At 34.0% G+C, this 19,822-nt stretch carries 17 protein-coding genes and 2 tRNA genes; 11 read left to right on the plus strand and 8 right to left on the minus strand.

What is annotated here, in order from left to right:
• Positions 1-48 precede the first annotated feature (48 nt).
• Positions 49-315, minus strand: coding sequence for a hypothetical protein (locus C8J95_RS00610; RefSeq protein ID WP_107807180.1), 267 nt, complete (start codon positions 313-315; stop codon positions 49-51).
• Between the two features lie 182 nt (positions 316-497).
• Between C8J95_RS00610 and C8J95_RS00615 the strand changes: the two genes are divergently transcribed.
• Both C8J95_RS00615 and C8J95_RS00620 read left to right on the plus strand, forming a co-directional pair.
• Positions 498-1,601: a hypothetical protein gene (locus C8J95_RS00615; RefSeq protein ID WP_107807181.1), complete on the plus strand. Its 1,104-nt coding sequence runs from the start codon at positions 498-500 to the stop codon at positions 1,599-1,601.
• Positions 1,585-2,187, plus strand: a complete 603-nt coding sequence (locus tag C8J95_RS00620; RefSeq protein WP_107807182.1) for a hypothetical protein — start codon at positions 1,585-1,587, stop codon at positions 2,185-2,187. The genes C8J95_RS00615 and C8J95_RS00620 overlap by 17 nt, the downstream gene beginning before the upstream one ends.
• On the opposite strand, the gene C8J95_RS00625 is transcribed toward C8J95_RS00620, so the two are convergent.
• A complete protein-coding gene (locus tag C8J95_RS00625) occupies positions 2,124-2,660 on the minus strand; it encodes a 5-formyltetrahydrofolate cyclo-ligase (RefSeq protein ID WP_255412688.1) in 537 nt (178 codons plus the stop codon). The two genes, C8J95_RS00620 and C8J95_RS00625, sit on opposite strands and share 64 nt — an antisense overlap.
• Before the next feature lie 128 nt (positions 2,661-2,788).
• Entirely contained in the window at positions 2,789-4,159 is a 1,371-nt protein-coding gene (locus C8J95_RS00630; protein ID WP_107807184.1) for a rhodanese-related sulfurtransferase, read from the minus strand.
• A gap of 287 nt (positions 4,160-4,446) precedes the next feature.
• Here C8J95_RS00630 and C8J95_RS00635 point away from each other — a divergent pair, with 287 nt between their 5' ends.
• Positions 4,447-5,970 carry a trypsin-like peptidase domain-containing protein gene (locus tag C8J95_RS00635; protein WP_034871625.1) on the plus strand — a complete coding sequence of 508 codons (1,524 nt, stop codon included), beginning with the start codon at positions 4,447-4,449 and terminating at the stop codon, positions 5,968-5,970.
• A 68-nt stretch (positions 5,971-6,038) separates the two neighbouring features.
• Here C8J95_RS00635 and C8J95_RS00640 read toward each other — a convergent pair whose 3' ends face one another.
• The 5 genes from C8J95_RS00640 to C8J95_RS00660 all read right to left on the minus strand — a co-directional run bounded on the left by C8J95_RS00640 (position 6,039) and on the right by C8J95_RS00660 (position 14,245).
• Complete coding sequence (locus tag C8J95_RS00640; protein ID WP_107807185.1) at positions 6,039-7,748, minus strand: RagB/SusD family nutrient uptake outer membrane protein; 1,710 nt, start codon at positions 7,746-7,748, stop codon at positions 6,039-6,041.
• Between the two features lie 12 nt (positions 7,749-7,760).
• Positions 7,761-10,637, minus strand: coding sequence for a SusC/RagA family TonB-linked outer membrane protein (locus C8J95_RS00645; RefSeq protein ID WP_107807186.1), 2,877 nt, complete (start codon positions 10,635-10,637; stop codon positions 7,761-7,763).
• A 153-nt stretch (positions 10,638-10,790) separates the two neighbouring features.
• Positions 10,791-11,225, minus strand: coding sequence for a hypothetical protein (locus C8J95_RS00650; protein ID WP_107807187.1), 435 nt, complete (start codon positions 11,223-11,225; stop codon positions 10,791-10,793).
• A gap of 6 nt (positions 11,226-11,231) precedes the next feature.
• Positions 11,232-11,612 (minus strand): RidA family protein, encoded by a 381-nt coding sequence (locus tag C8J95_RS00655; RefSeq protein ID WP_009087415.1) that lies wholly within the window; start codon positions 11,610-11,612, stop codon positions 11,232-11,234.
• A gap of 26 nt (positions 11,613-11,638) precedes the next feature.
• Positions 11,639-14,245 carry a putative LPS assembly protein LptD gene (locus tag C8J95_RS00660; RefSeq protein WP_107807188.1) on the minus strand — a complete coding sequence of 869 codons (2,607 nt, stop codon included), beginning with the start codon at positions 14,243-14,245 and terminating at the stop codon, positions 11,639-11,641.
• 45 nt (positions 14,246-14,290) lie between these two features.
• Here C8J95_RS00660 and C8J95_RS00665 point away from each other — a divergent pair, with 45 nt between their 5' ends.
• The 8 genes from C8J95_RS00665 to C8J95_RS00700 all read left to right on the plus strand — a co-directional run bounded on the left by C8J95_RS00665 (position 14,291) and on the right by C8J95_RS00700 (position 19,783).
• Positions 14,291-15,589, plus strand: a complete 1,299-nt coding sequence (locus C8J95_RS00665; protein WP_107807189.1) for an N-acetylmuramoyl-L-alanine amidase — start codon at positions 14,291-14,293, stop codon at positions 15,587-15,589.
• A gap of 61 nt (positions 15,590-15,650) precedes the next feature.
• Positions 15,651-15,722 (plus strand) — tRNA-Glu (locus C8J95_RS00670).
• A gap of 70 nt (positions 15,723-15,792) precedes the next feature.
• Complete coding sequence (gene rpsT, locus C8J95_RS00675; RefSeq protein WP_021348600.1) at positions 15,793-16,047, plus strand: 30S ribosomal protein S20; 255 nt, start codon at positions 15,793-15,795, stop codon at positions 16,045-16,047.
• Between the two features lie 12 nt (positions 16,048-16,059).
• A tRNA-Glu gene (locus C8J95_RS00680) sits at positions 16,060-16,134 on the plus strand.
• A 189-nt stretch (positions 16,135-16,323) separates the two neighbouring features.
• The gene (locus tag C8J95_RS00685; RefSeq protein WP_107807190.1) at positions 16,324-17,679 is read left to right on the plus strand and encodes a hypothetical protein; all 1,356 of its coding nucleotides are present in this window, start codon (positions 16,324-16,326) and stop codon (positions 17,677-17,679) included.
• On the plus strand, positions 17,676-18,506 hold the full coding sequence (locus C8J95_RS00690) for a hypothetical protein (protein WP_107807191.1): 831 nt from the start codon (positions 17,676-17,678) through the stop codon (positions 18,504-18,506). Before C8J95_RS00685 ends, C8J95_RS00690 begins: the two co-directional genes overlap by 4 nt.
• A 148-nt stretch (positions 18,507-18,654) precedes the next feature.
• Positions 18,655-18,876, plus strand: coding sequence for a hypothetical protein (locus C8J95_RS00695; RefSeq protein WP_107807192.1), 222 nt, complete (start codon positions 18,655-18,657; stop codon positions 18,874-18,876).
• Between the two features lie 145 nt (positions 18,877-19,021).
• Positions 19,022-19,783 (plus strand): GntR family transcriptional regulator, encoded by a 762-nt coding sequence (locus C8J95_RS00700; RefSeq protein WP_107807193.1) that lies wholly within the window; start codon positions 19,022-19,024, stop codon positions 19,781-19,783.
• The last annotated feature ends 39 nt before the right edge of the window (positions 19,784-19,822 follow it).

Below are 19,822 nucleotides of genomic sequence, written 5' to 3' on the forward strand. Positions count from 1 at the left end.
ATAAAAAAAGCCGCTCGAGAGCGGCTTAATAATTATCTTTGTAAGAAATTATTTTTTAACTTCTTCTTTCTTAACTTCAGTAGTTTTAGTTTCTTCTACTTTTTTAGTAGCGTCAGCTTTAGTAGAATCTGCAGTTGGAGCAACAGCTTTAGTAGAATCTACAGTTGTAGTAACAGTAGAGTCAACTTTAGTAGAATCTACTTTAGTAGAATCAGTTGTACCTTCTGTAGCAGTAGCTTCAGTTTTTTTACAAGATACTAAAGAGATAGCAACGATAGCAGCAGCAGCAGCGATGTTTAAGAATGACTTTTTCATAATAAATTAAATTTAATTTTGTTAAAAATATTTTTCTAAATTGTAATGTGTTCTTTATTTGAACAAGACAAAGGTATGGTAGCAATAAAATTTGTCCGAGAAAATTAATTGTAATACCTTTGTAAAACTATTTTACAAAATAATACAACTGATAATCAATAGATTAAATAAAAAATAAATTTTTGACTGATTTAGAATTATTACACTTCGAACAGCTAAAATCTGAAGTTCAGGCCAAATATCTGGAAAATCACACTCCTTCCTATGATGAAATTTCTAAATGGAAAGGCATTGATATCATTTATTTCCAGGAGGACCTCAGAAAAAATGCAAAAGGTAACATTAGTGAGAAGTCATTTTACACTTATTTCAAAACTTCTCCAACGGCTAAGTTACCACGTATTGATATGCTGAATATACTATCGATATACTCAGGTTATATCTCATGGTATGACTTCAAGAAGAATCATGCATTTGCCGAAGAACTTCTTTTAGAAAACGAAAACAACCTTTCTGAGACTAAAGAACCACAAGTGGAAAGCCTTGTTGAAGAGGAATACAAAGCCCCTGCCATTAGAGAAAAAGAGAACTCCCCTGTTGCACAACCTCAAAGTACATCACCAGAAGTAAGGACCAACAATAGCAAAAAAACTTCTAAACCAATTATTTCCAAGGTAAAGAAATACTTATGGATCGGTATTTCTGCTGTTCTTGCAATATTTGTAGCGGCTTTAACCTTTGCAGACAGTTTCTTCACAAAGACTTATACATTTAAGTTTACAGATGCGGACAGAAGCCAACCTGTGCAGAATGAAGTAGAAATAAAAGTATTAAAAGCAGGTGAATCTCCTCTTACCTATAGAGTAAAACCAAATGAAGCTTTTGTGTACCCTACAAAGGACAAAACACTTAAAATGGTGATCAGTTCTGTATTCTACAGAACTGATACAATAATAAGAAACCTGGAAAATGCACCAGAAACTGAAGTAATTCAGTTAAAACCGAATGAATATAATATGATGTTATATTCCTATTCAAGATCTAAAGACTTTAAGAGCAGAAGAGCCCAACTGGAGAACTTGATCAGTAATGATGCGGTTATATACCAGGTATTTGACAATCAGTATTTCAATGTGGAAACTATGAGCAAGCAACGTTACATTAACTTTCTTTCACTTCCTACAACCTCACTGGAGAATCTGGACGTTATAGAGACTAAAATCTCTTCCAATGGAAAAATAGTATTAATCAAATTCAGAATCAGAAACAATGAAAAGAGTTTATAGCATATTCAATATAGTAGCAGTCATGTTAATTTTAGTTATAGGATTAGCTGCCTGTAAAGAGAAATATAAAGGCAAAAACTCTCTGGAAACTGTAAAGTATAATAATAATACAACTACATTTTCTCCAATAGAATTGGACAGCCTTCAGACCATTAATAATATTACAGCTCTGAAGCTACAAGAGGTATATGATCTGGGGACAAATTACGCAGCAGGAAATAAGGATTCTGATATTGACACTACGCTGTATAATCAGATACAGGAATATTTCGAAAAACCTGATTCAACAACAATAATGTCTTTCATAAAGCAACTAGACAGTCTCAAAGCTCGTTTTGTCAAAATTAGTGACGTATCAACATCCAAATATATTAGCACTAAGGATACACTTGACTTTGCGAAGTATAAAATGGATTACTATGATAAGGAGAGAAAATATATTGGCTACCTTAATAAAGAAGTACAATATGTACTAAAAGAAGCTCCTGCGAAAGAAAAGAAATTCAAAAGTGAATTCAAATTCTATTTCGTAGAATTTAAAGGTCCACCTAAGAAAGACAGTATTCCGTCTGGCAAGACTAAATAATCCAGCTTTATATCAAACTGATCTACATCCTGAATTAATTCATCAGGAGCAAAATAGTTGATCCCAATTTTCAATACCGGATTTTTGACAGAACTGAAAAACCTGTCATAGAAACCTTTACCATAGCCTATTCTATTACCTTGTTTATCAGCATAGAGCAATGGTGTGACAACCTGATCAAAATCAACACTCTCAGCAGTATTTGAAACAGGTTCCCATATTCCCCATGAGTTCAATGCAAGTTCTGTATCTGGTCTATAAGCTATTGAAATAATCTCATCTCCTACCATTTTGGGAATAAAGACATTGACACTCTTCTTCCAGAAGTAATCAATCCAAAGATGGGTATTAATTTCATTTTTCGCAGAGATAGGTAGGAAGATATGAATATTCTGATTTTCAGGAACATTAAATTGTAAAAGATATTGACTAAATATCTTTCCAGACAAAAAAGCAACGTCTTCGGGGGACATTGCTTTTCTTTCTTTTAAATATTTTTTTCTAAGTTCTGATTTTAATGAACTAAACATCTTTCATACTGATTTAACAGAGATAATAATTACATACAGGCTTTTACAGCTTTTTACACCAGATCAAAAGCTTAAGCCTGAATTATTTTGTATAGTTTGTCCGACAATCGAACTCTGAAAGGAAGCTCAAAAGTGATCTGATCTCCTACTTTTGCAGTTTCACAAGGGCCTCCATTTACATGGATCTGAGTAATTGTAATTTCATGGTCGCCTGTTGTTGGCCCAGAAATTAAAACTTTGTCTCCAACCGAAAGTTCTTTATTCTCAATTAAAAACTGTGCAATTTTTGATTTTGAATAATAATGTTCAGCTTTTCCGATCAAAGTCTTTTTAACCTTTATTTTTTGACGAATATCTTTCGTTTCAGGTTTTGCTGTAGCTTGCGCTAAAGGCTGTGTTGACAAATCTCCTGAATGTTTAAATTTCAAAGCATCAGATTTTCCTTTTCTGAAAACCTTATTTCCAACCTGTAAACCTTTTCTTAATGCAACTTGCTCTTCCAAAGGTAAATGAATTGTTTCCAGACATTCTGTAGAACAACAGTTTTCCATTGCTGCTTTACAATCATCACATTGGATAAACAATAGATGACAAGCATCATTAGCACAGTTTGTATGATTGTCACAAGGTTTACCACATTGGTGACATTGCGAAATGATATCATCTGTAATTCTTTCTCCTAATCGGTGGTCAAATACAAAGTTTTTACCAATAAATTTACTTTTAATTCCTTCTTCCTTTATCTGACGGGTATATTCAATAATTCCGCCTTCCAATTGGTAAACGTTTTTAAAACCTTGATGTTTAAAGTAGGCACTCGCTTTTTCACAACGGATTCCACCTGTACAATACATCAGCAGGTTTTTATCTTCTTTAAAATCCTGTAATTGATCGTTGATAATCGGTAAACTTTCTCTAAAGTTTTCCACATCCGGAGTGATCGCTCCTTCAAAATGCCCAACTTCACTTTCGTAGTGATTTCTAAAATCAACAACAATGGTATTAGGGTCATCAAGCATATTATTAAACTCTTGAGCTTTTAGGTGAACACCTTTATTAGTAACATCAAAAGTATCATCATTTAAACCATCAGCAACAATTTTATTTCTGACTTTTATCGTCAACTTTAAAAAAGAGTGATTGTCTTGCTCCACCGCTACATTCAAGCGAATACCTTTCATAAAATCATAGACTTCAAGCGTATCACGAAAAGCCTCAAATTGATCAGCAGGAACACTCATCTGAGCATTAATTCCTTCAGTCGCCACATAAATACGGCCAAGTGCATCTAGGGAATTCCAGGCTATAAATAATTCGTTGCGAAATTTTTTTGGATCTTCAATTTTGGCATACGCATAGAAAGACAATGTAAGGCGTTCCTTACCAGCTTCATCAATAAGTTGAGCTCTTTCTTCTGCGCTTAATGTGTTATACAGTTGCATGCTATAAACTTTTTAAGTGAGAAAAATATTTTTGCAAATATAGTGATTTTTCAATTGAATACATTTGATCCGATACCACTACAACTTTCAGTACTCTAAAATAGGGGTAATTATTTGAGTAAATATTTCAATAATCTAATAATATCCCGTTAAGATTACATTCATAACAATTAAAATTTCAAAACACTTGTTAAACTTAGTTAAAGTAAGCCCTTTTAAGAAAAATACAACAACATTTGCCTTAAATTTGATTACTCAATAATAAATAAAAAAAGTACTATAATAAAATGGATTTCAAAAAAATTATGCCGTTGGCTGTAGTAGGAGTCCTTTCTGCAGCGACTACTGTAGGCACCCTTCACTACTTTGACAGTAATCATGATACAAATGGAGATTTCAATTATTTCCATTCTTCAAGAAAAGACGGGCAATTTGCCAGCCTGAACGCAGTGGCACTGGGAGATGACTTTGTAAAAGCATCCAAAACTGCAGTTCCTGCCGTTGTCACAATTAAGAACTACCAGAGCAATGCCGGAAGAAATCGTGGAATGGATCAGGATCTGTTCGACTTCTTCTTCGGTGATCCGTTTGGAGGAAGAAAACAACAGCAACCTCAGCAGCAGCAACCACCAAAGGATATGCCTTCAGGTCTTGGTTCAGGAGTTATTATTTCTCCGGATGGTTATATCATTACCAATAACCATGTGGTAGCCAATGCTAACAAACTGGAGGTTGTACTAAGCAATAAGAAAAGCTATACCGCCAACCTGATTGGAACTGACCCGAGTACAGATATTGCTCTTTTGAAAATTGAAGACAAAGGCCTTCCTTACCTAAATTTTGCTAACTCAGATTTAGCAGAAGTTGGGCAATGGGTATTAGCTATTGGTAACCCATTAGGCCTTAACTCTACTGTTACTGCCGGGATTATTTCTGCAAAAGGAAGAAGCATAGACTTACTAAGCCAGCAAAGTAAAACTCCGATAGAATCATTCATCCAGACTGATGCCGTAATCAACAGAGGAAATAGTGGTGGTGCATTAATTAATATCAACGGAGATTTAATTGGTATTAACTCTGCAATTTCATCTTCATCAGGTTACTATGAAGGTTATGGATTTGCAGTACCTTCTAATCTTGCCAGAAAAGTTGTAGAAGATATTAAGAAGTTTGGTATTGTACAGAGAGGTTTCCTTGGTGTAAGCAATCTGGACCTTTCCGACGAAATGCTTATCAGACAATACAACCAGCAATACAAAACCAACATAAAGCCAGGAATTGGTATGTATGTTATTAATGTTGCCGATAATAGCGGTGCATTAGATGCTGGTATTAAGAAGGGTGATATTATCACTAAAATAGACGGGCAAAACATTACAAACTTTGCTGATCTTTCCCTTGCCATCGGTAGTAAAAGACCTGGAGATGTTGTAAAAGTAAGCTACCAAAGAAATGGTAAGGAAAATACTACATCTGTAACATTAAAAGATCAAGACGGAAATACTAAATTTAGAAGTAAAGCTGATTTACCTGTAGCTGAAAAGCTTGGAGCAGATTTCCAGCCTTTAACTGAACGTGACAAAGTATACTTTGGCTTAGACAGTGGTGTAGGTGTTACAAATGTTACCGACAGTGGCTTATTAGCTTCAATTGGTATTGGTGAGAGAAACATTATCACTGAGATCAATGGTAAACCTGTAAATTCTAAAAAAGATGTTGAAAAAATCCTGAACAACTATAAAGGTCAGGTGAATGTAAAATATCTTGATGATAATGGCAGAATGACCAGCAGAGGTTTCAAAATGCCTTAATCTGAATAAGGATTAATAGAATAATTGACACATAAAAAAACCCGGAAGCAATGCTTCCGGGGTTTTGTTTATAGAGGATTCTGTTGCAATCCTGGTTGTAGATTAATCTGACTTTGTGGAATATCACATTGCAAGTCATTATCTGTTGGTTGAATTGTTTCTTTCCCTAGCTTCATCCTTGTTTCGTTAAGATGCACTCCTGGGAATTTTCTATCAATTGCACGATTATTTCTGATCAAATCGAATTTACGCTGAGATTCAAAAGCAAACTCTAGCCATCTTTCATCCAAAACAATATCCAAAGCTGTTTTTCCTGCAGGCAAACTTGCAAACTCCGGAGCATTTGCTCTTCTTCTGATTACATTAACATCATTCAATGCTCCTGTAACATCACCCGATTTTGCTTTAACTTCTGCTCTGATTAAATATAGCTCCGCCAATCTTGAGATTACCGGGGAATACAGTTGGGAGTAACCTTCCTGTAAAGAAAGCTTATTTATATAGTATTTAGGGAAACCTCCTCTATTATTCATTTCATAATCACGAGTCAGATATTGTTTTTGACCGTTGATAGTAGTGAAATACTTTGTATAAGTAGGCCCTCCATAATTTACATCTTCAGAACTTATAGGATAAGTATTGCCATCCTTTGTAAATGAAATATAATTACCATTTGCATCTACGTTAGCAGGATAAAATTTATATTCATATCTAAAACGGCTAGCAACATATTCAGTCCAATATACTACCGGAGCTTTTTTCTTCGTTTGTGCATCTAATTTATAATCCTGCTGGATAAATTTATTTCTAACATCCTGAGGAAATCTTTGCAATAATTGTATATAAGGATCTGCAGCATACATTTCTCCCCAGCCTTCATTATTAATAACCGTATACATAGACCCCAACATATAGTCAGGATTATAAATATAAGTTGAAGATGTATCATACCTAACTGCAAAAATTGTTTCGGAGTTATTTTCCGGTACTTTTTGAGCATAAGTTGGTAATTCAGCAGCAGAAACCAGAGAATATTTACCGCTATTGATTACTTTATCCGCGTATTCTAAAGCTTTTGGATTATTATCCATATAAAGATATACCCTTGCTAAGAGAGCTTGTGCTGCAGCCTGAGTAGCCTTTATATTATTTTTGCTATCACCCGTCATTAAACGTTCTGCACTTAATAAATCTTTTACAACTGCATCATATGACTCGCCTACAGTAGCCCTATTTGGACGATCACTTTCATCGGTTGTATACTTCAATGGAATACCTAAATTCCCTCGTCCCTGATTATAAGGTTTAGAATAATGAAGCAACATATTAAAATTAATAAATGCTCTCAGGTAATAAGCCTCCCCCAACATATGGTCTAAAGCTTCTGATCTTCCTTCATTTAGATTTTTGAAAATACTATTTATTGCATTTATAGCACTGAATCCATCATTCCACGCAACAACCATTCTTGCATTAGAAGCATCTCTAACTAAGCTATAATACCCCATTAGAGGATCCGTTGTAGTTCCGCTCAGATTTACTTCATCGGCCCCATAAGTGCCATTTCTATAGTAGTTCATACTTATCCCGTAATCACTACCTTTCTGATTAATAACATCTCCTCCTCTTACTTTAGCATAAATACCATTAAGCAATTGTTTTAATCCTGTTTCGTTCGTTACAACCTCATCCGTTATTCCACCGTCATAAGGAGCTCTATCTATATTACACCCTATTAAACCAATAAGGGCGATTGATGATAATATTATTTTTTTCATTTTTTCAATTAATTAGAATGATACATTTAATCCCACGGTTATTGTTCTTGGGGCAGGATAGCCTGTATAAGCAAATCCATCTCCACCGGAATTACTTCCTAAGAAATCCATTTCGGGAGTCTGTCCTGAATATCCGGTAATCATAAACATATTTTCAGCATTCACAGATATCCTTGCACTTTTAAATGTATTTCCCGGAATAAAGCTTTTAGGCACATCATATGAAAGGCTGATACTTCTTATCTTAAGGAAATCTCCTTTTTCCAAGTACCTTGTAGATTCATAACGTCCTTTTCTTGTATCTTCATAAATAAGAGAAGGGTGTGTTGCTTTAGCATTCTGTTCAGCTGTATTCTTAGGGCTCCATCTTATCCAATCTTTATCTGGTACCATTACATTATAGTATGGATAAGTACCATCTGCATCTAAGAAGCTTGAACGTTGTCCATTATACAAATACCCACCAACAGAGAAATAAGCACTCGCAGCTAAAGTAAAGCCCTTGTAACTTACTGAAGTATTAAAACCACCTGTAAAATCTGGCAAACGAGACTTATCTTTAAGATGAACATAAGTTGCCTGATCGTAATTATTCGTTGTTTTACTAGTTACATTTGCTCCAGGATTAGCATTCATATAATCCGTTAAATTTGCAATTCTCTTTCCTGCAGAGTCATAGTAAGCATTCCATAATGGGTCTCCGTTAGAGGCATCAACCCCTGCCCATTCTCTAAGCTCATAGGTATACATTTTTTCACCAACAGCAACTCTGTACATTCCACTTTTATAACTTCCGTTATAAAGATCTACATAAGTGGCTTTATTCTTCGCAATATTAAAGCCTACGTTCCAGCGAACATTACTGTTTCTGATAATATCAGCATCAATTGCCAATTCCACACCTCTATTTCTAATAGTACCAATATTTACAGTTTTACTATTAAACCCTGTGATCCAAGGTAACTGAAGGGATGTAATTAAGTCTTTAGTATCTTTATTATACCAGTCAAATACTACATTAATTCTGTTATTTAAGAATGAAATATCCGTTCCCAGATCTAACTGATAAATAGTCTCCCATTTTAAGTTATTATTACCCGCCTGAGTTGGATATAAACCTATATTTCCATTATAAGGCACTGATGTACTTTTATTATAAGTGGCATAATAATTAGTCGGAGCATTTCCTTGCGCACCGTAACTACCTCTTACTTTCCACTTATTAACTGTAGATTTTAAAGATTGAAAAAATCTTTCATTTGCAACATTCCAACCTGTACTCACAGCCCAGAAAACCCCGGTTTTATTTTGCGAAGTAAAACGAGAAGATTGATCTACCCTTACAGATCCCTGCAATAGGTATTTATCATCATATGAGTATTCAGCATTAGATAAGTATGATTGGAAAGCATATTCATTTCTTTGCCCCGTAGGTACTCCATCTGCCTCAGCTGAATTAGATAAAACCTCAGAACCTACTATAATATTCTTAACTCTAGCACCATTAGCTTTATACATGTAATCTTGATATTCATATGCCACCAAAGCGTTTAATCTGTGTTTATCATTCCATGTATTTTCATAACGCAGCATTTGGTTTGTATAACTTGTCCATCTGATAGCATTAGACTGGCTCATTCTTCCACCTGTTGTAACTTCTGATAACATCGATGGATCATTATATGAAAAACCATCATAATTATAATAAGTTAAAGAGTTGGTAGAAATAAATTTCAAATTTTTAAGAAGCTTCACTTCAAAATCTAAGTTTCCTTGAGCATTAAAAGTATTAGCTTTACTATAATACTTATTTCGGTCAATCAGGTAATTTCCTCTATCTCTACTAAACCATGATGCATTATTACTAGATGTAACATAATACAAAGATCCGTCCGGGTTATATGGAGAATCCCATGGCAATTTATAAAACCCATCAAATAAGCTATATTGTTGATCAAAAGTCTTATCATACATAAAGTATAACTTTGGACTAACCTTCAACCATTTATAAAGTTGTGTTTCATGGTTCAATCTTACGGTTAATCTTTCTAATTTATAACCTTTAATCGTACCTTCTTCATTATAATAACCTGCATTTAGATAAGTTTTGCTTCCTTCAGATGATTTATTAAAGCTAACATCATAGTTATGAACAACACCTACCTGCGTTGCAAGATCTTTCCAATTAAAATCATTTTTAATATCATCCCAGCTATTAAGAGTTTTCCCATACTGTTGAGACAGGACGCCATCTGCTCCAAAAAGTTTCAAGTTTGGATTATTATCCAAATATTCCATAAAATGATCTTTGAGCTGTTGAGAGTTCATAACTTTCAAAGGTCCCATATTAAAGAAATTGAATGAATTATTCATCCTTACATTAATAGAATTACCTTTCCCTGCTTTTGTTGTTATAACAATAACACCAGCAGCTCCTCTGGATCCATATAATGCTGTAGCCGCAGCATCTTTTAATACAGTAACATCTTCAATCTGATCAGGAGCTATATCAGCATTTCCATGGACTATTACACCATCCACCACATATAATGGATCATTATTAGCCGATATACTCGCTATACCACGAATACGCATAGTTGGTTTCGAGCCAGGTTGCCCACTAGACACAGCTGCCACAACTCCGGGCATCTTACCCTGAAGCATTGTTTGGAAGTTTGCACTCGTTACATCCTGAAGCTGTTCAGAATTTACAGTTGCGACGGAAGATGTAAGCGTTTCTTTACGTTGTTTTTTGTATCCAACGACAACAACTTCCTCGATCTTTTTTTCATTTAGGGAATCTTTTTTTGTAGTCTGAGCATGTACCATTCCGGACATCAGAAAAAAGCACACACCAGCTTTCCCAAAATTTTTGATTTGAGTCTTCATAGATTACAGGTTATTATTTTTTAACTGTTTCAAAAGTATAAAAAAAAAGCGTATATCAAAGTATACGCTCTTAATTTATGTTAATTTTTAAATAATTTTACTTTTGTAAGACAAAATTCAAATTATATATTTACTATAATAAGAAAAATAAAATTATTTTTTTTTCATTTTTTGAAAACGATTTGTGGCAATTTCAACAATTTTACCCCCAATCCATGAAAATGGAAAAAATATAAGAAAAATGGAAATTTTATAAAACGTAGGGTGAAACGGAAATATAATAACATCCAGCATAGCAATAAATAGCAATATAAAACCGATGAGAATAGCATATGCTACTTTAGCATACTTCACTACCAGTGCCGTTACAACTCCTCCTATCATTGCTCCTATACCCGAGGATACTAATAATGCTATGAAGAAATAATCCTTATTTCTGACGCTATAAAGAAGATACTCCCATCTTTTAAAGGGAGCGAACTGCTCATAGGTAATCCAAGCAGGATTCAGTCGAACCCCGAGAGTAATAATCAGAGCTGCAACAAACAACCCCAAAATAACACCAAATGTATTTCTTAAAAAATTCACGTTCTATTAACCCTTATGTGCAATCATAGAAATTTCTACATTCACATTCTTAGGAAGACATGAAACCTGAACCGTTTCTCTTGCCGGATAGCAAGAAGAATCAAGGTAAGATGCATAAATATCATTCATCACAGCAAAATCATCCATATTCTTCAGAAATATAGTAGACTTTACAACATCTCTGAACGTTAATCCCGCAGCATCCAGAATAGCTTGCAAATTCTTCATTACCTGATGCGTTTCTTTCTCGATACCATCAAGTATTTTCCCTGTTGCAGGGTCCATTGGAATCTGTCCTGAAATATATAAAACACCATTGATCATATTCGCTTGCGAATATGGTCCGATTGCCGCTGGTGCATTATCTGTAGAAATAATTTCTTTCATGATTATTTTTCGTCAAATATATAAAATTAGAACGAACTTGTTGTATTAGGGAAACTCCTTGATTTATACTTCACTGCGTCTCTCAGGATATTTGCCTTGATCCCAATAAAGAAGTCATAAACCTTATATGGTCCTCCGGTAGGAACCCAGTTGAAGTTAATTGTAAAGCTTCGCTGATCTCTGGAAAACCCTATACGGGTATAAGCCAACTTCCCTGTAACAACGTCATAATAAGTACTACCATTGATATTCCAATAAGGTGTAAGCTTTATACTCCCGTCCAATCCCACTGAGAAAGTTTTTGTTCCGGTACGGGTTAAGCCTTTATTATAGCTATACTGTGCATTCACATTTAATGTCCATGGCTGCTTGAATCTTGCATAGTAATTTTCGTCGAAATAATAATTTTCGTAACGTATTTCCCCTTTTGTTTTGTATTCTTTGGCAGGATCTTTTCTTTCCCCTAAAATAGCTTCAGATAGAGGTAATGACAATTGCGCATTGAAATTAGCAATACTAAACGCTCCGAACTTCTCTGTTCTTATTCCTTGCTCTATACCTGGTAAAAATTCAGTTTTATAAGGATCCAACATCATAGACATATTTACATTCAACTTATTCTTAAAGAATGAAGACTGTGTATTTATGTTAATCATTGACCATTTATACTTTGGAGCTGCAAAGTTGTAGTTTCCGGAAATGTTCAGGTTTTCAAAGATTTTCACTTTTTCAACTCCTGTAGAATCCTTTTTAGATTTAACTTTCATCTCCAAGCTATTATTAATATTAAAGCCTATAGACTGTGTTAATCCTGTTCCTGGAGAACCATAAACACCCCCTTCAAAAATAGAATAAGGCACCAGCATACCTGTTCTGTCATAGTATTCATTATAATACCCCCATGACTGGGCACTGAAATCCGGTGCATAATTAAAGCTAATACTTGGTGTCACCATATGTCTTATCGCCTGCACCTTGGAATTTTTATTAAATTTTAGCATACCATACAATACTGTCTGCAAACTTGCCGATGTAGTAAACGTACTGAATCCAGATATGTTTTTTTTATAATTATTATCAATTTTATCAGTAACAGGATTATAATTTCTGTCCAACGTTTTGGTAGTCATAACGTTATTCACATTAGCACTAAGTGAGAACGTAAAGTATTTGAACAATGGTGTATTGGTAGTCAATCCTATTGTATTCTGCAATCCTGTCTGCATTTTGTCAAACATCGCTTTAGTGAATAGCTCATCTTGCTTGGCATTTACGTAGTTAGTAAATGATAAGTTTGTATTCACATTAATATTCTCCAACAGACCAGTTCTTACTCCGGTTTTTGGCTTAAACAGATAAAACTGGTTAACATTTACCGTTAATTGAGGTAGGCGAAGATCCACCAAACCTGTTGCAAAGTTCTGGGAATAAGATGCCGTTCCGTTAATCGTAACCGGCAGATTTAAAAATCTTTTGGTAAAGGAGATAGAAGAACTCTGTTGTGTATTAAGTGCATTACCCTGGAAAATATAATTATTATTAAGAGTATTATTATAGAACTTAGTACTTACAATATCTACTGATGCAGAAAAGTTAAAATACGGATTAGCTTTTGTATCCTGGGAATGCCTCCAGCCGATCCTGTATGTACTACTCTGCGAATAGCCGTCAAGTCCTTTAATCCCAACAATTCTCGATCCGAATTCCGCTATAAAGTTACCAGTATAGCGGTAATTTTTTTTATAGCCTATTTCAGGTCGCAAGTTCCAGCTTCCTTTAGTATAAATATCACTTAGAATTTTAAGGTCAAAGTGCTCACCTATTGGCTGATAATAGCCTAATCCATTTAGGAAAAAACCAACATCTTCTCTTTCACCAAAGCTGGGAATCAGGATACCGGCACTTCTTTTTTCGGAAAACGGCAGAATTGCAAATGGAAGCACTAGAGGTGTTGGTACATTTTCAATATACATCTGGATAGGTCCGGTAATAACCCGTGAACTTTCTTTTCCTTTTATCATCTTGATTTTGGGTGCCAACAAATAATAATCGGACATAGAATCCTTTTTCTTCAGGAAGTATTCATCCGTCGTATATTTCCCCTGCCTCAGATAATATATAGAATCATTTGCTTTCTTAGTCTTACTGGCTACAATAGCCCCTTCGCTCTCTTCAGTACGGGTATTGTAAGCTATTGCTTTATTCGTTTTATAGTTGTAATTAAGACTTTCGGTTTCATATTTCTTCCCTCCCTGGGTAGTAATTACCGGAGAAACAATTTTTCCTTTATCATTAAGCTTTCCTCTTGCAAAAATCTGATTTTTGTCCCAATCTATAGAGATATAATCAGCGTCAATCTGAGTATCCTGATACACTACTGTAGCGTTTTTATTCAGGATTGTCATCTTTTTAGGGACGTCACTCTTATTGTTATCTGCTTTGGTTTTTACTACGTCAGCAATCTTCTCTGTTTTAAGCAGAGAATCTGACTTTATACTATCCGTTTTCACCGCTATAGTGTCTGTTACAACCTTTTTCCCCTTAACAGTTTGCTTAGTATTCTGTGCTAAAAAACTGTTAAAAATTAGGAAAATTAAAATATGTAAGGTATTTTTGAAACCGTTTGAACCCAAATCTATTCTATAATTATTCGGGTCAAAATTAGCAAAATTTAAAAAATGAAGATGAATAACCCCTTATTTAATCTTAAAAAATATTTATTCCTGCTTGCAGGCGTCCTTTTTATCAGCCTTTCGGCTCAAAAAAAATTTACTCTTGTTATAGATCCCGGGCATGGAAGTAAGAATGGCTCCGCCAGAACTTATTCTGATCTGGGTGAAGTAAGAGAGGATCATGTCGTTTTAGCCGTCGGGCTAAAATTGGGCAAGCTTCTCGAGAAGAACAAAGACATAAAGGTTATTTTCACCAGAACGTCGGATGTCCTTCCTTCACTAACAGAAAGGACGAACTTGGCCAACAGAAGCAAAGCTGATTTATTTGTTTCCATCCACTGTAATGCAACGGGTACCAACAACGGTTCTGCATATGGTACTGAAACTTATATACAGGGGCCCAATCAGAACAGTACGAATCTGGAAGTTGCTAAGCGAGAAAACTCGGTAATCTATCTGGACAAAGAAGACCGCCAAAACTTCGCCTCATACGATCCAAATTCTCCGGAGTCACTTATTGCCCTGAAACTTCAGCAAAGCAAATATTTGGAAAGCAGCTTGCTTATCGGTAGTATGGTGGAAGAAAATTTCGAGAAAAAAGATAAAAGACTTTCCCGTGGAGTAAAGCAAGCCAACTTGCACGTTTTACGACTTAATGCCATGCCTTCCATTCTTGTAGAAACAGGCTTTGTCAACAATTACGAGGAAGCACAATACCTGATCTCAGAAAAAGGACAGCAGGAAATAGCCGAATCTATTTATGAGGCTATCATCAATTATAAAAAAGCTGTTGAACGAAACAGAGGCTCTGTAAGCGTAGAAGAAGCTAAACCTGTAAAAGTAGAGACACCACTGAAAAATGACTTCAGAATACTCTTGATGACAACCCAGAACAGGTATAATGAAAATGACCCTGCCCTGAGAGGGCTTAACTATATACTTCCAGTAAAAGAAGGGGTATTTTACAAATATTATTATGCCACTACAAACCTGGCATCTGTAAAAGACGGAAATATAAAAACAGCCAAAGATGCTGGTTTTATAAATGCTGTAGCCATTGGTTTTGTACCCAATGCTGTTATCGCAAAAGGCTATTACACTATAGAAGTTGTAGTTTCTAAAGAGAAACTCAATAGTTCTTCCTATATACTTCAGACTCTTAAAGACATTAAACGTGACAAAAGAGATGGTACATTCTACTATACTTTTGGCAAGGTAAATACCCTGGAAGCGGCTATTAAGCTCCAAAAAACACTAGAAGAGAAAGGCATTAAGAACACAATTATTGAAAAAGTTACAGAATAATTGAAAAATTATTTTGCAGTATTAAAAAAACGTTCTATATTTGCACTCACAAAAATCAAATGGCCTATTCGTCTAGTGGTTAGGACTCAAGATTTTCATTCTTGCAACAGGGGTTCGATTCCCCTATAGGCTACAAGTTTTTTGTAAAAATTATTTTGGTAATTAAAAAGATTTTTATATCTTTGCAAAAGTTTTAAAAAGTTATGGCAAATCATAAATCAGCTCTTAAAAGAATTAGACAAAACAACGTTAGGAGATTAAGAAACAGATATTATCACAAGACAGCTAGAACAGCAGTTAAAGTGTTAAGAAGTGAGACTGAAAAGGCTTCTGCTACTGAGCAATTGCCAAAAGTAATCTCTTTACTAGACAAATTAGTTAAAAAGAACATTATTCACAAGAATAAGGCTGCTAACTTGAAAAGTAAACTAACTAAGCACGTTAATAAGTTAGCTTAATATAAAATTTAAGGCCCGTTCGTCTATCGGTTAGGACCTCAGATTTTCATTCTGGTAAGAGGGGTTCGATTCCCCTACGGGCTACCAAAGCTCTCAACAAATGTTGAGAGCTTTTTTTATTTACCCGTTTTCCGCTATCTACTCTATTCATGGTAAAAGATATTTTCCTATTTTTATAATGAATAACTAAGAACCATGAATCACGCCACATTATTTTTAAATAAAAGAATATTTACTTTGACTTATAATGTAATATCATCCTTCTAACCTAACCAGATGATTTACATTTCTGCACAACCTGATCAGATTTATTTTCTCTGGCAACTGGAGATACAGTTAAGAAACTTTCAGTCTCTGGGAATAGATAAAGACGACATTCATGTTGTTATTGGCTATAATCCGGTGACTGAATTAAAACAAAATTTCAAAATCTTTATAGAAGAAAATAAAGATCTCGCCAATTTTTTCACATATCCCGACACCCGAAACAATCCAAAATACGAATCTTCTATACGCCCCCACTTACTTGAAAAACATTGGGTAGAAAATTCTGATATCCGAAATGAAACTATATTTTATCATGACTCTGATATTCTCTTTAGCAGAATACCATCTATTGACAATGAATTAAACAACCATGTTAATTATGTTTCAGACACTCGTTCATATCTTGACAGTGTTTATATTCTATCAAATACAGATCAAAAGGTATTCAAGAAAATGACTTCAACTGTAGGAATCAGTGTGCAAGACGTTAAAAATATGGATAAGAATACAGGCGGAGCACAGTATATACTAAAAAATATAGATTCCTATTTCTGGAGAAAAGTTTATGCAGATTCCGAAACTATATATAGAATACTATCAGACTACAATACAGAAGAACTTCAGAAATCAATTATTAATCCGGATTATCAGCAAAAAAAAATTCAAGCCTGGTGCTCCGACATGTGGTCACTTCTTTGGAATCTTATATATTTTGACAGAGAAATTAAAATTCTTCAGGAATTAAATTTCTCATGGCCAACAGATGATATCAAAGAATGGAGCAATAAAGCAATTCTTCACTATGCAGGTTTGCATACGGACAAAGAAAATTATTTTTATAAAAGAGATTACGTTCACCATACTCCTTGGTATGATGATAATTTAGATTCAATTCCTCGATCAAATTGTAGCTATCCTATCATTGACTTGATAAAAAGAAGAAAAGAGGAACTGGATACGAAAAGGATAATTTTAGAAAATATAGTTCTTTCATTAGGCGAACAAACAGAAATTCAAAAAAAATATATTGCAAAGTATTTCTTCCCAACTGATATGACAATATTTAGTAAACCTATACTTGTAATACCTCAAAACTTAATCATCCCACCTGAATTATTACAACAGATTGACAAGCTCATTGGAGAAAATCAGTATACAGAAATACAGCTTAATCATATATACCGCGTAGATCTATTATTAAGTGAAGCTTTTAATAAAGTTCTGGATCCAAAAATGTTAATTCAAAATAAAGGAAAATTTCAATTTTCTAATTTTCCTGTAGTTCTCCATATTAAATATCCACATTACAAGTTGAATGATAGAAATGTAATAAATTTAACAAATACTGTATTTGAATTATCATGAATATTGGGCTAATTAACGGACTATCCGGAGAAGTTCTTCTCTTGTATCTATCGGCGGATGAGAAAAATAAACATAAGGGACAAAAGCTCCTCAATACGATTTCTGAAGAGATTTCTACATCAGCAGATTATAGCTTCGAAACTGGGGTTACAGGTTTTGGATGGCTTGTAGCTTTTCTCCATCAGGAAAAACTAATTGATATTGACAGCGATGATATTCTGGAAGATTTTGACGATCAGATTTACAAGTTGACATTACAGGAATTATCAGATCAAAATAATAATAATAATAATAATAATAATAATAATAATAATAATAATAATAATAATAATAATAATAATAATATAGGTACTTTATTAGGTCTTATTGATTATCATATTATAAGACATCGCAATAAAAATTTCAATGAGCAATATTTCAGAAAATTTATTCATCAGGAATGTATTAATCTAATGGCAGAAAAGCTTAGTACGCTTATAGACTATTATATTTCTCAAAAAGAACTTACCCAAGCACAGATAGAAAATAGCAGTAAGATATTACTAAAATTTAGTTACATATCTAACTATATAAATAATAAAATAATTAATGATCGGCTACCTGGTCAGCTATATTACTTTATAAAACATATCCAAGGCAATCTACAGCTTCATAGTAATTTTAAGAAAATATGTCTAAAAAAATTACGACAAGCATGCAAAAATAAAAACTATGAAATTTTTATCGCACAACTAGATAATGAACTATCAGAAATTGATGATTCCGAAATAGAGCAAATCTCAGGTATTAGAAATACTGTATTTAAATTAACTAATTTGATTGATTAAGTAATATATCAATTATCTTATTTAGAATAAATTACAAAAAACACTCACTTTATAGTGATTTAAAAAAATAATACATATATTGTAATCGAATTACAAAATAACCTAAGATGGCCCCTACACAAAAAGCCATCTTCTAAATCTTTATATCATGAAAAAAATCAAATTAAATCAGGTAAACTTAACTTCTGAAAAGCAATTAAACAGAGAACAATTAAAAAATGTATTTGGAGGAGAAGTCATCTTTTCTACTTGGAATGAAGTTATATGTTTCGTAGAATATCGTTGTGACAATAACCCCGATCTTATTGTAAAGGGATCTGCCACTAATTGTGTATTAGCTGAGCAAAATGCCAGAAAACAATGTCATTAGTCATTAATAACACCAAAAATATCGAAAGGGCGCTTTGCGTCCTTTTTATTTTAATTAAAAAGCCCCAATCACTATCTGTAAACGATTATGTAATAAAAGAGTATTAATATAAAAATATTTTCTATCTTCGTACTTTCTCATATGTATGAACATACTAGCTAGAAACTTTACAATTGATCATAACAGCAAACTACCTTTACATGTACAGGTAGAAGAACTTTTTCGTAAACTAATCAAAATGGAAGTTTATAAAAAGGGAGCTTTGTTACCAAAAGAAGTAGATTTAGCTAACCTTTGGGGAGTATCCCGGAACACCATCCGCCAGGCAACAAACAAATTAGAGCACGAGGGCCTCATTATACGGAAAAAAGGAGTTGGAACCCGTGTTGCGGAAAAGAAAAGCCTGGTAACCGGACTAGATCATTGGTATAGTTTTACCAGAGAAATGCAGGAGAAGGGAATCAATGTTATCAATCAGTTATTAAAGACTGAGGAAATACAGCCAAATGAAGAAATATGCAATTTCTTCAGCATCACGCCAGATAAAAAAATATTCAAGCTTTCTAAACTAAAAGGAGAAAACTCAGGAGACCCAATTGTATACTTCGAAAGTTATTTTCATCCGAGAATCGGAATTAATAAAAATGATGATTTCGATATGCCACTATACAGCATGCTTCAGGATCATTTCGGAGTTATAGTAGATCGCTCACGCGAAAATATAAGTGCCTGCCACGCAGGTGCCGTAATAGGAAAAAAACTAAAGGTACCTGCTACTTTTCCCTTATTAAAAAGAGAACGTTATGTTTATGATATAAACGGAAAGCCTGTAGAATATAATATAGGCTACTACCGTTCCGACAAATTCACCTATACCATAGATATAAATAAGTCTACGGAAAGTTGATTTTATTTTTTTAGTTCTTAATATGTTCAAACATTCTAA

It is taken from the genome of Elizabethkingia sp. YR214 (assembly GCF_003058195.1).
GTDB lineage: Bacteria > Bacteroidota > Bacteroidia > Flavobacteriales > Weeksellaceae > Elizabethkingia.

Bases quoted from the DNA above. Each gene is read 5' to 3' on its own strand.
- C8J95_RS00610 (WP_107807180.1), bottom strand. From the start codon at position 315: ATGAAAAAGTCATTCTTAAACATCGCTGCTGCTGCTGCTATCGTTGCT.
- C8J95_RS00620 (WP_107807182.1), top strand. From the start codon at position 1,585: ATGAAAAGAGTTTATAGCATATTCAATATAGTAGCAGTCATGTTAATT.
- C8J95_RS00625 (WP_255412688.1), bottom strand. From the start codon at position 2,660: ATGTCCCCCGAAGACGTTGCTTTTTTGTCTGGAAAGATATTTAGTCAA.
- C8J95_RS00630 (WP_107807184.1), bottom strand. From the start codon at position 4,159: ATGCAACTGTATAACACATTAAGCGCAGAAGAAAGAGCTCAACTTATT.
- C8J95_RS00635 (WP_034871625.1), top strand. From the start codon at position 4,447: ATGGATTTCAAAAAAATTATGCCGTTGGCTGTAGTAGGAGTCCTTTCT.
- C8J95_RS00640 (WP_107807185.1), bottom strand. From the start codon at position 7,748: ATGAAAAAAATAATATTATCATCAATCGCCCTTATTGGTTTAATAGGG.
- C8J95_RS00645 (WP_107807186.1), bottom strand. From the start codon at position 10,637: ATGAAGACTCAAATCAAAAATTTTGGGAAAGCTGGTGTGTGCTTTTTT.
- C8J95_RS00655 (WP_009087415.1), bottom strand. From the start codon at position 11,612: ATGAAAGAAATTATTTCTACAGATAATGCACCAGCGGCAATCGGACCA.
- C8J95_RS00665 (WP_107807189.1), top strand. From the start codon at position 14,291: ATGAAGATGAATAACCCCTTATTTAATCTTAAAAAATATTTATTCCTG.
- rpsT (WP_021348600.1), top strand. From the start codon at position 15,793: ATGGCAAATCATAAATCAGCTCTTAAAAGAATTAGACAAAACAACGTT.
- C8J95_RS00685 (WP_107807190.1), top strand. From the start codon at position 16,324: ATGATTTACATTTCTGCACAACCTGATCAGATTTATTTTCTCTGGCAA.
- C8J95_RS00690 (WP_107807191.1), top strand. From the start codon at position 17,676: ATGAATATTGGGCTAATTAACGGACTATCCGGAGAAGTTCTTCTCTTG.
- C8J95_RS00695 (WP_107807192.1), top strand. From the start codon at position 18,655: ATGAAAAAAATCAAATTAAATCAGGTAAACTTAACTTCTGAAAAGCAA.
- C8J95_RS00700 (WP_107807193.1), top strand. From the start codon at position 19,022: ATGAACATACTAGCTAGAAACTTTACAATTGATCATAACAGCAAACTA.